General features: G+C 73.4%; 13 protein-coding genes, 1 tRNA gene and 1 pseudogene. 9 read left to right on the top strand and 6 right to left on the bottom strand.

Features of this window, described 5'->3' with window-relative positions; all coding sequences use genetic code 11:
• The first annotated feature begins 1 nt into the window (after position 1).
• Together QQK22_RS16695 and QQK22_RS16690 are read left to right on the top strand one after the other, a co-directional pair.
• Positions 2-865 carry a carbohydrate-binding domain-containing protein gene (locus tag QQK22_RS16695; protein ID WP_284252255.1) on the top strand — a complete coding sequence of 288 codons (864 nt, stop codon included), beginning with the start codon at positions 2-4 and terminating at the stop codon, positions 863-865.
• On the top strand, positions 862-1779 hold the full coding sequence (locus QQK22_RS16690; protein WP_284252252.1) for a carbohydrate-binding domain-containing protein: 918 nt from the start codon (positions 862-864) through the stop codon (positions 1777-1779). The genes QQK22_RS16695 and QQK22_RS16690 overlap by 4 nt, the downstream gene beginning before the upstream one ends.
• 192 nt (positions 1780-1971) lie before the next feature.
• Here QQK22_RS16690 and QQK22_RS16685 read toward each other — a convergent pair whose 3' ends face one another.
• Positions 1972-2475 carry a hypothetical protein gene (locus QQK22_RS16685; RefSeq protein WP_284252250.1) on the bottom strand — a complete coding sequence of 168 codons (504 nt, stop codon included), beginning with the start codon at positions 2473-2475 and terminating at the stop codon, positions 1972-1974.
• 149 nt (positions 2476-2624) lie between these two features.
• On the opposite strand from QQK22_RS16685, the gene QQK22_RS16680 reads away from it, so the two are divergent.
• The 3 genes from QQK22_RS16680 to QQK22_RS16670 all read left to right on the top strand — a co-directional run bounded on the left by QQK22_RS16680 (position 2625) and on the right by QQK22_RS16670 (position 5184).
• Positions 2625-3254, top strand: coding sequence for a hypothetical protein (locus tag QQK22_RS16680; RefSeq protein WP_284252248.1), 630 nt, complete (start codon positions 2625-2627; stop codon positions 3252-3254).
• 389 nt (positions 3255-3643) lie between these two features.
• Entirely contained in the window at positions 3644-4237 is a 594-nt protein-coding gene (locus tag QQK22_RS16675) for a hypothetical protein (protein ID WP_284252246.1), read from the top strand.
• Positions 4238-4359: 122 nt separating this feature from the next.
• Positions 4360-5184 (top strand): hypothetical protein, encoded by an 825-nt coding sequence (locus QQK22_RS16670; protein WP_284252244.1) that lies wholly within the window; start codon positions 4360-4362, stop codon positions 5182-5184.
• A gap of 66 nt (positions 5185-5250) precedes the next feature.
• Here QQK22_RS16670 and QQK22_RS16665 read toward each other — a convergent pair.
• Both QQK22_RS16665 and QQK22_RS16660 read right to left on the bottom strand, forming a co-directional pair.
• Positions 5251-5335: transfer RNA gene (locus QQK22_RS16665), tRNA-Ser, on the bottom strand.
• Between the two features lie 123 nt (positions 5336-5458).
• A complete protein-coding gene (locus QQK22_RS16660) occupies positions 5459-5914 on the bottom strand; it encodes a nitroreductase family deazaflavin-dependent oxidoreductase (protein WP_284252242.1) in 456 nt (151 codons plus the stop codon).
• Positions 5915-5976: 62 nt separating this feature from the next.
• Here QQK22_RS16660 and QQK22_RS19005 point away from each other — a divergent pair.
• From QQK22_RS19005 to QQK22_RS16640, 4 genes and pseudogenes are all read left to right on the top strand, one after another.
• Positions 5977-6231 (top strand): annotated as a pseudogene (locus QQK22_RS19005) (alcohol dehydrogenase catalytic domain-containing protein); the annotation flags it as partial.
• 140 nt (positions 6232-6371) lie between these two features.
• Positions 6372-6977, top strand: a complete 606-nt coding sequence (locus QQK22_RS16650) for a zinc-binding dehydrogenase (RefSeq protein WP_284252239.1) — start codon at positions 6372-6374, stop codon at positions 6975-6977.
• Positions 6974-7756, top strand: a complete 783-nt coding sequence (locus QQK22_RS16645) for an LLM class flavin-dependent oxidoreductase (protein ID WP_284252238.1) — start codon at positions 6974-6976, stop codon at positions 7754-7756. Before QQK22_RS16650 ends, QQK22_RS16645 begins: the two co-directional genes overlap by 4 nt.
• A gap of 197 nt (positions 7757-7953) precedes the next feature.
• The gene (locus tag QQK22_RS16640; RefSeq protein ID WP_284252236.1) at positions 7954-8526 is read left to right on the top strand and encodes a DoxX family protein; all 573 of its coding nucleotides are present in this window, start codon (positions 7954-7956) and stop codon (positions 8524-8526) included.
• Between the two features lie 833 nt (positions 8527-9359).
• Here the strand turns inward: QQK22_RS16640 and QQK22_RS16635 are convergent.
• From QQK22_RS16635 to serS, 3 genes are all read right to left on the bottom strand, one after another.
• Complete coding sequence (locus QQK22_RS16635; RefSeq protein WP_284252234.1) at positions 9360-10646, bottom strand: AGE family epimerase/isomerase; 1287 nt, start codon at positions 10644-10646, stop codon at positions 9360-9362.
• A 70-nt stretch (positions 10647-10716) separates the two neighbouring features.
• Positions 10717-11646, bottom strand: coding sequence for an HAD family hydrolase (locus QQK22_RS16630; RefSeq protein ID WP_284252232.1), 930 nt, complete (start codon positions 11644-11646; stop codon positions 10717-10719).
• The gene (gene serS / locus QQK22_RS16625) at positions 11643-12911 is read right to left on the bottom strand and encodes a serine--tRNA ligase (protein WP_284252230.1); all 1269 of its coding nucleotides are present in this window, start codon (positions 12909-12911) and stop codon (positions 11643-11645) included. Before serS ends, QQK22_RS16630 begins: the two co-directional genes overlap by 4 nt.
• Positions 12912-13342 lie beyond the last annotated feature (431 nt).

The raw sequence follows: 13342 nt of genomic DNA, 5'->3' as shown, positions 1-13342 counted from the left end.
CGTGCGACCCTCGACCAACCCCCGCCGTCACCGTCCCGCCGCGCTGCGATCGCTGCGCGGCGCCGTCGCCACCACCCTCGCCGCCACGCTCGGCCTCGGCGTCCTCGCCGCGTGCGGGACAGCCTCCGCGTCCGGTGCGGACGGCGACGCCGCGTCGTCCTCCTCGACAGCGCCCGCCGAGCAGGGCGAGCAGGGCGGCCAGGCCGGCCCCGGCGGCACCACCGCGACCGGCTCCCCCGCCACGGCAGACGCCTCGCTCACCGGCGTCGACGCCGCGCTCGCCGCGAACCTGGCCTACGAGGAGGGCGACGCGTCCTACGACGCGGGCTCCGCCGTCGCGATCACGCTCGAGGGCGGGAGCGCGAGCGTGGACGGCGACGGCGTCACGGTCGACGGCGGCACCGTCACCATCACCGCGGCCGGGACCTACGTGGTGTCCGGGACGCTGACGGACGGGCAGATCGTCGTCGATACGACGGATGACGGGGTGGTGCGGCTCGTGCTCGACGGCGCGGACCTCACCTCCTCCACCACCGCCCCGCTTCAGGTGACCGACGCGGGCAGCATCGTCGTCGTGCTCGCGGACGGCTCGACCAACGCGCTCACCGACGCGGAGACGTACGTGGACGCCGACGCCGAGGACGCGCCGAACGCCGCGCTGTACTCGACGGCGGACCTCACGATCGCCGGGTCGGGCGCCCTCACCGTGACGGGGCGCAGCTACGACGGCATCACCTCCAAGGACGGGCTCGTGATCGCGGGCGGCGACATCACGGTCGACGCGGCCGACGACGGCGTGCGCGGCAAGGACTACCTCGTCGTGCTCGGGGGAGCCTCACGGTCACCTCGGGCGGCGACGGGATGAAGGCCGACGACGACGAGGACGCGACCGCCGGCTACATCGCGATCCTCGGCGGCACGGTGGCCGTGACCGCGGGCGACGACGGCGTGATCGCCCAGACCGACACGATCGTGGGCGACGGCGAGCTGACCGTCTCCGCCGTCGACGACGCGGTCAAGGGCGAGGCCTCGGTGGTGCTCGGCGGCGGGACGGTCACCGTCACGGCGTCCTACGAGGGCGTCGAGGCGGCGACGATCGCGCTCGTGGGCGCGGACGTGGACGTCACGGCGTCGGACGACGGCGTGAACGCCGCCTCCGACACCGCGACCGAGCGCTGGATCCTCATCTCCGCCGGATCGGTCGTGGTGAGCGCCGACGGCGACGGGCTGGACGCGAACGGCGCGCTGACGATGACCGGGGGCGACGTCGTCGTGAACGGCCCGACGAACGACGGCAACGGCGCGCTCGACGTCGACGGTGCGTTCGACGTCTCCGGCGGCACGCTGGCGGCGCTGGGGTCGGCGGGGATGGCGGTCTCGCCGTCGGCGGACTCGGCGCAGGGCTGGATCGCGGCGACCGTGGACGCGCCGGCGGGGTCGAGCGTGGTGGTGACGGACTCCTCCGGGGCGGAGGTGGCGACGCTGGCCGCTTCGAAGGCGACAGCGTCGGTCGTGTACTCCTCGGACGCGATCGTGACCGGCGAGACGTACACGGTGACGGTCGACGGCGGAGCATCCGTCGACGTGGTCGCCGGGGTGGCGGCGGCCGGCGGGATGGGTGGGCCGATGGGTGGCGGGGGCCAGATGGGCGAGCCGCCGGCCGGTGGGCCGATGGGTGGCGGCGAGATGGGCGAGCCGCCCGCCGGTGGCCCGATGGGCGGCGGGACGGGCGAGCCGCCGGCTGCCGGTGCGGGTGCCGGCGCGACCACCGACTCCTGAGTCCAACTCCGCCCCGTCCCCGTCCCGGACACCCACCCCCCACCCCGCCGAGAACGTCCTGGGCCGCGCGAACCGACCCGTGAACGCGGCCCAGGACGTTCTCGGCAGGTCGGGCGAGGTCGAGGACGTCACAGGCCGCGGTATCCGTGTGGATACCGCGGCCTCTGACGTTCTCGTGAGGGGTCGGGCGGATCAGCCGATGACGGGGCCGGCTCCCGTGGCCGCACCCGACGTCGCGACGGCGAACGGGTAGGTCCAGGAGCGGGTCTCGTCGCCGTCGACCAGCACGCGCCAGGCGTAGGCGGCGTCGGCGGGCAACGGCAGGCCCTGGGCGAAGTCGACGACCATGCGGGTGCGGCCGCGCAGGGCCTCGCGCGGGTAGGACAGGCCGGCGGTGCGCTGGGGGCGCTCGACGCTCGCGAGCTGGGCGATGCGCAGCGGCTGACCGCCGCCCGGCGAGACGAGGCCGCCCGCGCCGTCGACGAGCGCGACCTCGATCGGGAAGTCCTGGGGCAGGAGGTCGTAGGGGACCTCGATCTCGACGACGACGCTGAACCGCGTCGTGGACGCCTTGCCCGCCGTGTGGGTCAGGACCGAGATGCCGGAGCCGACGATCGTGGCCTTCCCGCCGGGCTCGGCCATCGCGAAGTCCGCGACCTGGATGGAGACGACGGCGTGCTCGGCGACGACACTCACGGGGGCCTCTTTCGGGGCGGGGATTCGGTGGTGCCACGGTACGGCACGGAGGGTTTCGCGCGCGTGTCCACAGATGTGCGGTGGGTCTGGTGGGTGCGCGGGTGGTGGCCTAGTCTCGGCCCAGATCTGGATCGTCAGGGGGCGGGGCCATGACCAGAGGTGGGCGCTACGTGCGCGGAGCGGCGGGGATCGCTGCGGTGGGGTTGATTGCGGGTGGGCTCGTCGCCTGCTCGCCGGACGATCCGCCGGAGCCGACGGGGAGCTCGACGGCGACGACGTCGGCGGAACCTAGCGAGACGGAGACCGAGACTCCGAGCCCGACGGCGAGCGAGAGCGAGACGCCGACGCTAACGCCCGAGGAGCAGAACATCGAGGCGGCGAAGGCGACCGTCGTCGAGTACTACGCGGCGCAGGCAGAGGTAGGGGCTGCCAACTTCGAGAACTGGGCCGCGACTCTCCTCCCCTACTGGGGGACGGTGGAACTCACCGACTACTGGGGGTCGGTCTTCGCCCAGGCAGAAACCGATCAGCTGCGCACCGAGGGGACCGCCAGCGTGGAGGACTTCCGAGCGACTCCCACTCCCGGAGTCGACGGGCGCCCCAGCGTGCAGGTCACCTACTGCGAGAACAACGAAGCCGTTCGCATCTACCTTCCGGACGGATCGGAGATCCCGAAGGCGGGACAGCCGCGCACGAGCTACAGCGCCGTGATCGAGCACCGTGAGAGCGGCAACTGGGTGTTCATCACGTTGGACCAGACGAAGGCTGACGGGTGCTGAGCACACAGCTCGCGTCGCTCCCCCGATCGATGGACCATCTTTTGCGCGCGGTCGCGCTCCTCGGGATCCTGGCCCTCGCCGTGATCGCAACTCCCGTGGCGGCACAGGCTGCCCCGACCGCTCCACTCCCGGCCATCGACTGCGAGGAGAAGAGGTTCCTCGGAGCCGCTGCGGGGTGCGACGGCTCCGTCACTCCCCCTCGACCCATCATCAACCCCGGAGAACCGGTGGAGGTCGGTCAGCCACCGGTCTCGTGCACATGGGCCGGGAGAACTATCCCCTGCACATCGTTCGCCGGATCGTGGAATGGGAAGTGCTACGCCCGGGTCGACCAGCCGCAACCGCCCCGCGAGGACCCGATCTGGGCCGGCCGTGAAGACGGGGTCGTCGTGACGTGCACCCCGTACCCGTGCACGATCCAGGTCGGGGACACGATCGCGGAGTGCGAGGGCACCGAATCCGTTTGGCAGGCCCAGCCACCCGTCGCGGCGCCGATCGACGAGGCCGCGCTCGCCCGCGCGGCATTGGCTCAGCTCAACCTCGCGCCGGTGACAGTCGGCATGGCCCCGCGCCCCAACCTCGCCGACCCGAACGTCCTCATCGGCGCCCCCGCCTACTTCTGGGCAGAAGGCGGACCACCCGCCATCGGACCCATCGGCACCACCGTCACCGAACAGGGCATCACCATCACGCTGAACGCCACCCTGGACGACGTCACGTACGACACCGGCGACGGCAGCACCCGCACCTGCACCCGCGACGAGGTCGCGACCGCGCCCATCAGCATGAGCCTCCAAGGTGACCCCGACTGCGGCCACCGCTGGACCACCCCCGGCACCTACACCCTCACCGCCACCAGCAACTGGACCATCACCTGGCAAGGCCCCACCCAGAACGGCACCTTCGACTACGACCTCGAGAACGCCATCGACGTCCCCGTCACCGACCGACCCACCAACCTCACCACCAACAAGGGCCCCTGAGCCGTGAGTGGCGTCTTACGCCGTCGCCCCGCCGCGGTTGTCCACAGATCCACCCGGCTCGACCCTGAGGTCGTTTGAGACGGTTTAGCGTTCAAGGACCACCCACCGTCTCGGAGGTCCCCATGGCCCGCACCCGCTCGAACCCTGCCGTTCTCGCCGTCGGCGTCGTCGCCGTCGGGCTCCTTCTCAGCTCATGTGCAGTAGACCCCGGCAGCGACACCCAGGAGCGGACCATCGAGCCGAGCGCCTCCGGCGCGGCAGAACCGTCCGACACGGCGACAGCGTTCGACGCACCGGAGGCGACCGCCCCCGCGCCGACCACGGAGTCGTCGGGGCAGCGCGAGAACCCGGCCGACGACCCCGACCTCGCCGCGAATCTCCTCACGAGTCTCGACACCGTCGAGACCGTCTCGACGCAGGAGGGCGAGACGACGCCCGACGGCGACTCGATCGAGCGGACCGCGGTGTGGGACTACACGCGCACCCCGGTTGCCGCTCGCGTGGAGTCCGCCACCAACGGCGCGACCGATCCTCTCGTCCTCGTGATGCTCGACGGCGTCACCTACATCTCCGCCGCCCCCGTCGCACCCGGGCGGTGGGTGACCTACGAGGGCGCCCCGCCCAACCTCGACGATCCGATCACCCGCGTGCGCGAGCTGCTGAGCGCCGGCCCTGAGTTCACCGACGTCGGCCGGTTCGAGAGCCGCGGGGTCGAGGTCACCGCTCTGAACGCGATCGTCACGATCCCGGACGCGGTCCCGAGCACGACCACGATGGAGGTCTACCTCGAGGACGACGGCGGGCTCCACGCCATTCACTACTCCAGCGGCCTGGCCAGCGGTCTGATCTACGTCGAGGACCCCGCCGACGTCCCCGCCATCGAGGCCCCGCCCGCGGGCCAGGTCCTCTCGGACCAGGAGGCGCGCGACCTGGGACTCGTGCCGTGACGCGGCCGCTCGTGGGAAAGTTACGCAGGCCTCAGCCTGCGGAACTTCCCCACGAGGACGGTTGGGCGGAGAGGAGGGGATTCGAACCCCTGGTTGCTTGCACAACAACGGTTTTCAAGACCGTCACATTCGGCCGCTCTGTCACCTCTCCCGGCCCGCGAACCACCGTGCCGGGCACGACAGCACCGCGGAGCCCTGTCCATTGTGCCAGCGTGCCGCGGCGCACGGCCCTGAGCGCCCCGCGCCCCGACCGGCCGCGCCCCGCGCGCCCGACTCAGGCTGCGCCGTCGCCCGCCGCCACCGGCTCGAGCACGAGCACCGGGATCTCGCGATCCGTCCCCGCCTGGTAGTCCGCGTACGTCGGGAACGCGGCCACCGACCGCTCCCACCACACGCGCTTCTCCTCGCCGGTCACCTCGCGCGAGACGTAGTCGCCCTTCGCGGTCCCGTCCTGCAGCTCGACGAGCGGCTCGGCGAGCATGTTGAAGTACCACTGCGGGTGCTGCGGCGCCCCGCCGAGCGACGCGACGACCGCGTACGCGCCATCGTGCTCGACCCGCATCAGGACCGTCTTGCGCAGCTTGCCCGATTTCGCCCCGAGCGTCGTCAGCAGGATCACCTTCATACCGCGCATCTCCGTGCCCTGCGTGCCGCCGGAGCTCTCGATCAGCTCGGCCTGCTCGCGGGCCCAGTCGGACGTGCTCGGCGCGTACTCACCGTGAAGAGGCATGCCCCGAGGCTACGCCTGCGGGTGTCTGAGGCGTGTCGGAGGTCGCTGATACGTTCGCGAGCATGGAGATCCAGCAGGTGCGCGACGGCGCGCTGCACCCCGCCACCGTCCCCACCCCCGCGCCGGGGCCGGGCGAGGTCCTGATCCACGTCGGCGCCGCGGGCGTGAACCGCGCCGACCTCATGCAGGTCGCCGGGCACTACCCGCCCCCGCCCGGCGCGCCCGCCTACCCCGGGCTCGAGGTCGCGGGCGTGATCGAGGCGGTCGGGGAGGGCGTCACGCGGTGGCACGACGGCGATCGCGTCGCCGCGCTCCTGGCCGGCGGCGGGTACGCCACGCACGTCGTCGCCCCGGCCGGCCAGCTCCTGGAGATCCCCCGGGGCCCGACGGCGCGCGGCTCACCGACGCGCAGGCGGCGGCGCTCCCCGAGGCGCTCGCCACGGTCTGGTCCAACCTCGTGGGCGTCGGCGACCGCCCCGTCGGGGCCCTGCGCGCAGGCGAGACCCTCCTCGTGCTCGGCGGCGCGGGCGGCGTCGGGTCCGTCGCGGTCCAGGTCGGCGCGGCGCTCGGCGCACGCGTCATCGCGACGGCGAGCACCGCCAAGGTGGACGTCGTGCGCGGGCTGGGCGCCGCCGTCGTCATCGACCACCGCGAGCGCGACGCCGCGGGCGTGACCGCGGACGTGCTCGAGGCGACGGGCGGGCGCGGCGTCGACGTCGTGCTCGACGTGCTGGGCGGCGGCGCGCTCGGCGAGAACCTCGCGCGCCTCGCGACCGGGGGCCGGCTCGTCGTCATCGCCACGCAGGACGGGCGGCGCGGCGAGCTCGACCTCCTCACGCTGATGCAGAAGCGCGCGAGCGTGCACGGCACCACGCTGCGCGCGCGCCCGGCGGCCGAGAAGGCCGCGGTGGTCGCCGACGTCGCCACGCACCTCCTCCCCCACGTCACCGCCGGCCGCATCCGCCCGCTCGTGCACGCCGAGCTGCCGCTGGCGCGGGCCGCCGAGGCGCACACGATGCTGCGCGAGGGCAGCGCCGTCGGCAGCGTGGTGCTACTGCCGTGAAGCACGACCTCGTCCTGTCCACGTTCGGGGGCGATGCGCGCGCGATCGTGGAGGCGGCCGTCCGCGCCGCGGGCGAGGGGTACGACGGCGTGTGGGTCTTCGACCACCTCAGCTCCCTCGCCTCGCCCGGCGCCCCCGGCGAAGGCGCGGCGCGCGACCCGTTCGTGCTGCTCGGCGCCATCGCCGCCCGCACCTCGCGGCTGCGGATCGGCACGCTCGTGGCCAACATCCACAACCGCCACCCCGTCCAGCTCGCCCTCGCGCTCGACACGCTCGGGCAGCTCGCGCCCGGCCGCGTGGTCGCCGGGATCGGGGCGGGTGCCGGGCCCGGCTCGCCGTTCGCCCGCGAGGACGCCGCGGTCGGCCGGACGGTGCGACCGGCCGCGCGCCGTCGCGAGCTGCTGGTCGAGCACGTCGCCGCGCTGGACGCGATCTGGCGCGGGGAGGACGCGACGGGGTCGGTGGCGACGCACGGTCTCAGTGGCGTGGTGGTCGGGCCCCGCCCGCCGGTCGTGATCGGCGGCAGCACGCGCGCGACGCTCGAGCTCGCCACCCGGATCGCCGACGGCGCCAACATCACCGGCGCGAGCGGACCCGCGCTGGCCGAGCGGGTCGCGCAAGTGCGCGCGGCCGCCGCGCAGCGTCCCGACGGCGGCGCCGGCTTCGAGCTGAGCGTGTTCGTCCCGCGCTCGCCCGCCGAGATCGAGGCGACGGGCGGCGTCGCGGCGCTCGAGCTGCCCGACGGCGTCGACCGCCTGACGTTCCTCGTGCGGCCCTGAGGGCGCGGTCAGAAGGGAGTCGGAACGGGCTCCGCCGTGGGCCCGCCCGGCGAGACTCGCGGACCGGTCGCTCGACGTCGGGCCTCTCGACGGCGAGACTCCCTGGGACTTCGGCCCCCTGTTTCCGTTGCCAGAGCGCGGAATCCTTGAGGTACCGGATCACACCGAGTGATTCCAGTCCCGAAGGGAACCCGACGATGACCGCCACCGCCCACCGCCCCAGCACCCTCCCCGCCCGGGTGAGGCAGCAGGAGGACATCGTCACCAGCCCGCTCGCGCGGCGGGTGCTGGCCGTGGCCCGCATCGTCATCGGCTCGTACTTCGTGTGGGCCTTCCTCGACAAGCTGTTCGGCCTCGGCTTCACGACGGCGCCCGAGCGCTCGGTCCTCGCCGGCGGCACCCCCGCCCAGGGCTACATCAACAACGCGATCGCCGACGACCAGCCCCTCAAGAGCCTCTACCAGACCCTGTTCGCCAACCCGTTCGGTGACGCGATCTTCATGCTCGGCCTGCTCGGGATCGGCGTCGCGATGCTGGTGGGCGCGGGCGTCCGGATCGCCGCCGTCTCGGGCGTGCTGCTGATGCTGTTCATGTACCTGGTGGCGCTGCCGTGGGTCGGCGAGCACGGGACCAACCCGGTCCTCGACTCGCACTGGATGGAGGCGATGCTGCTGCTGATCCCCGCCGTCACCCTCGCCGGCGACACCTGGGGCGCCGGCCGCTGGTGGGCCCGCACCTCGATCGTCCAGCGGTTCCCCGTCCTGCGCTGAGCCCCGGCCCGCCCGCCTCGCAGCCCCACCGCCCACCTCGGGCGGCGGGGCTGCGCCGTCGTCGACCCTCGCCCACAGCGGCTGCGTCTCGCCGGGAGCGGCTGGCGGTGGCCGGCTCGATCGGGCCAGAACGTCGCCGCAGGTCAGAGGGGGTGGGCGTCAGAGGCCACCGCACTCAGCCGCTGTGAGCGAGACCCAGCCGCTTACAGCGAAGGAATCGCTAGCCCCGCTCGCCCGCCCCGATCCGGCGGCGGCGGCGGACCGGTCGACACGTCTAACTCGGTCGTGGCCGAACCCCGAGCGGGGTCATGGCCCAACCCTGGCGCGAACCCGTCCGCTGTGAGCGGCTGAGCGTGCTCCCACCGTCCCAGCACCGACATCGCTGCAGGTCGGGAGCCCGGCGGACGGGTGGCCCCGTGCTCAGCCGCTCCCAGCGGACACCCCCACTGACGGAACAGAAGCGCAACGAGCGCCCGGGCGCCTCGGCCCGGCCGATCGGGCGGCGGGGCTGCGCCGTGGCCGAGCCTCGCTCACAGCGGCTGCGTCTCGCTGTGAGCGGCTGGAGGCGACCGGCTCAATCAGGCCAGCGCATCGCCGCAGGTCAGAAGGGGTAGGTCTTTTGCGCCACCGCACTCAGCCGCTGTGAGCGAGACCCAGCCGCTCACAGCGAGGGCGCGGGGCGCGGCGGCGAGCTATCGGCCGTCAATCGAGGTAGCCGGACGTCGCCGGCCGCCGATCGGCGTGGCCGGACGTCGCCGCCGGCCGACCGAGGTGGCCGGACAGCGTCGCCGACGGCCGATCGGCGTAGCGGGAAAGCGCCGCCGACCGCCGGGTCAGCGATCGAGCAGGCCCGCCTTCAGCGCGCTCGCCAGCGCCGGGTACAGGGGCAGACGCGGGATGAGGCTCGCCTGGATCGAGTGGTAGATGTCCGGCTTGCCGGGCCACACGGAGTCGGCGGGCTCGTTGTCGGCGTCGAGCTGGTGCACCCACGAGCCGGACCCGTCGAGCATCGTCAGCTGCGCGTAGTCCCACCACGTCTCGTACCAGGTGGAGTAGGAGGCCTCACCCGTCGCGCGCCACAGCGCGGCCGCCGCCGCGAGCGCCTCCGTGACCACCCAGTGCATCCGGTCGCGCACGACCGGCTCGCCGGAGAAGTCCACGGTGTAGACGAAGCCGTCCGCGCCGTCGACCGCCCAGCCCTCCCGCACGCCCGCCTCGAACAGGGCGACGGCGGAGTCCAGCAGGTACGCGACCTCACCCTCGGCGCCGCCGTGCGCGAGCACCGCGGCGCGCGCGTGCAGCGCGAGGCGCGCCCACTCGAACCAGTGCCCAACGGTCGCGCCGAACGGCCGGAACGGGTGCGCGCGCTCGTCGGTGTTGTAGTCGAGCAGCGGCTCCCACGCGGTGCTGAAGTGCTCGGGGATGCGCCACGAGTACTCCTCGGCGTAGCCCATGACGCGCTCGAGGATGCGCAGCGCGCGCTCGCGCCAGGCGCCCTCGCCGGTCGCGTCGGCCACCGCGAGGTAGGCCTCGACCGTGTGCATGTTGGCGTTGACGCCGCGATAGTCCTCGCACGTGGTGAACGCGGCGTCCCAGGACTCCACGGCCATGCCCTCGGCCTCGTTCCAGAACCGCGTGAGGTGGACCTCCTGCGCCTGCGCGAGCAGCTCGGCCGCGCCGGGGCGACCGGCGAGCGTCGCCGAGGAGGTCGCGAGCAGCACGAACGCGTGCGCGTAGGCCTCCTTGACGTCCGCCGTCGGGCCCTGCGGGGTGACCTTCGCGAACCAGCCGCCGTTCGCGGTGTCGGCGAAGGTCTCGCGCAGCGCCTCGAGCCCGTGGTCGACCAGGACGGCGCAGCCCGGGCGGCCCAGCAGCACGCCGAGGCTGTAGGAGTGGATCATCCGGCAGGTGATCCACAGCTGCGCCTCCTCGGCCTCACCCGAGCCGCCGACCTCGCCGTCGCCGTCGAGGTAGCCGAAGCCGGCCTCCACGGCGCTCCCGGACGCGAACGCGATGAGGTCGTCCGTGTGCTGCTCGAGCCAGCGCGCGTGCGCGGGCGTGCCGAGCCAGGTCAGCGGGGCGGCGATGGCGGCGGTGATGGCAGCGTTGTCAGCAGTCACGGGGACCACTCTCCCACCACGACCGCCGCGGCGCACCGCCGTCCACCGAGCAGCGACCCGCGACGGCGCGTCAGCCGCGCAGGAGCGAGCGCAGCACGGGGACCACGCCGTCGTGCTCCACGCGTGCCGTGACGGCGTCGGCGCAGGCCGCGGTGCCGTCGTCGGCGTTGCCCATCGCGACGCCGAGCGCCGCCCAGCGCAGCATCTCGCGGTCGTTCTGGCCGTCGCCCGCGGCGAGGGTCCGTGACGTCGCGACCCCGAGCCGCTCCCGGATCCGCTCGAGCGCGGAGGCCTTGGAGACGCCGTCGGGCGTGATGTCGAGCCACGCGGTCCACCCGATCGCGTACGTCACGCCGTGCATGCCCGCGCGTTGGACGAGGTCGACGAAGTCCTGCGTGGAGCGGCCCGGCGCGCGCAGCGTCACGCGCGCGACGGGCTCGGCGAGCAGCTCGTCGATGCCGACGACCTCGAGGGGACCGGTGAGCTCGCCGTCGGGGAAGCGGCCCGTCACGCGGAAGCCGCGCCCCAGGTGCTCGACGGCGACCAGCACGTCCGGCGCCTCGGCCAGCAGCATGCGGACGGCCGGGGCGGGGTCGAACGTGACGACGTCGTGCACCTCGAACCCGTCGGGCAGGTCCGGGTCGAGCCGCAGCGTGACGGCCCCGTTGGAGCCGACCGCCCAGCCGGAGGTGATCCCGAGCTCGCGCGCGACCGGCAGCAGGCCGGGGGTGCCGCGGCCGGTGGCGAGCACGACGTGCGTGCCGCTCGCGCGCAGGGCGGCGACGGCGTCGCGCACCTCGGTGCTGAGCGAGCCGTCGTGGCCGAGGAGGGTGCCGTCGATGTCGAGGCAGACCATCGCGTCACCGCCGGCGGTGATCCCGGCTCGCGCCGTGAGGGCGGGGGCGAACGACGGCGGAGGCTCGCTCCCCTCGGGCGCGTCCAGCCCGAGGTGCTCGGTCGGGTCGATCTCCTGCGGAGCCTCGTACTCGGCAGCGCTCACGCGCGCAGCTCCGCGAGGCCGCCCAGATAGCCCCGCAGTCCCTCGGGCACCTCGACCGAGCCGTCCTCGCGCTGGTGGTTCTCGAGGATCGCCACGATCCAGCGCGTGGTCGCGAGCGTGCCGTTGAGGGTGGCGACGGGGCGGGTCGAACCGTCCTCGGTCCGCTCCCGCACGCCGAGGCGACGGGCCTGGAACGTGGTGCAGTTCGAGGTCGACGTCATCTCGCGGTAGGTGCCCTGGCTCGGGACCCACGCCTCGCAGTCGAACTTGCGCGCGGCGGACGAGCCGAGGTCGCCGGCGGCGGTGTCGATGACGCGGTAGGGCAGCCCGGCGATCTGGAGCATCTCCTCCTCCCACGCCAGGAGCCGCTCGTGCTCGGCCGCGGCCTCCTCCTGCGTGGTGTAGACGAACATCTCGATCTTGTCGAACTGGTGCACGCGCACGATGCCGCGGTTGTCCTTGCCGCCGGCGCCCGCCTCGCGGCGGAAGCACGAGGACCAGCCGGCGTAGCGCAGCGGCCCCGCCTCGAGGTCGACGATCTCGCCCGAGTGGTAGCCCGCGAGCGCGACCTCGGAGGTGCCGACGAGGTAGAGGTCGTCGGTGGGCAGGTGGTAGATCTCGTCGGCGTGCGCGCCGAGGAAGCCGGTGCCGGCCATGATCTCGGGCTTGACCAGCGTCGGCGTGATCACGGGCAGGAAGCCGTGCGCGATCGCGCGGTCCATCGCGGCGTTGAGGAGGGCCAGCTGGAGGCGCGCACCGAGCCCGACGAGGTAGTGGAAGCGCGAACCCGACACCTTCGAGCCTCGCGCCATGTCGATCCCGCCGAGGAGCTCGCCGATCTCGAGGTGGTCGCGGGGTGCGAAGCCCTCGGCGTCGAAGTCGCGGATCTCGCCCTCGTGCCGCAGCACGACATAGTCGTCCTCGCCGCCCTCGGGGACGCCGTCGACCACGATGTTCGGCATCTGCCAGACGAGCGCGTCCAGGTCGGCGCGCGCGGTGTCGGCCGCGGCCTCCGCCTGCTTCACGCCGTCCGCGAGCGCCTTCGCCTGCGCCAGGACGGCGGGTCGCTCCTCCGGCGACGCCTTCCCGACCGACTTGGAGATCGCCTTCTGCTCGGCCCGCCTCGTCTCGAACTCGGTGAGCAGGGAGCGCTGCTGCTCGTCCGCGGCGAGGATGCGGTCGACGAGCGTCTCGTCGGCGCCGCGGGCGCGCTGGCTGCGGCGTCCGACGTCGGGGTTGTCGCGCAGAGCCTTGATGTCGATCACCCCTCCAGGTTACGGGCAGGCAGGTCACGGGCAGGGCGACGGCGCAGGTCGGCCCGCTCGCCCCCTCACCGCACCCTCGGCACGGCTGACGAGTGCGACGAATCTGACCAGCCTGACCAGCGGGCTCAGCGCTCGGCCCAATCAGCCGGGTCCGCCCGATCACCCCGATCAGCCGGTCGGCCGGATCAGCCGGTCAGCCCGATTAGCCCGGTCGTCCCGGCACATCCGACCGAGGACCGGTCGTACATTCGCGATAGTTCGGGCCCTTCGTTCGTGCCCTTCGTTCGTGCCCTTCGCTCGGCCCCTTCGTTCGTGCCCGTCGTTCGTGCCCTTCGTTCGGCCCCTTCGTTCGTGCCGTTCCGATGGGCGGGCCGCCACATCCGCCACGGATCAGAAGGACACGAACGACGGGCACGAACTAGTTCAGAAAG

Source organism: Litorihabitans aurantiacus (genome assembly GCF_030161595.1).
Classification (GTDB): Bacteria; Actinomycetota; Actinomycetes; order Actinomycetales; family Beutenbergiaceae; genus Litorihabitans; species Litorihabitans aurantiacus.
The sequence above is the reverse complement of the archived record's forward strand: the minus strand, read 5'-3'. Positions and strand labels throughout refer to the sequence as shown.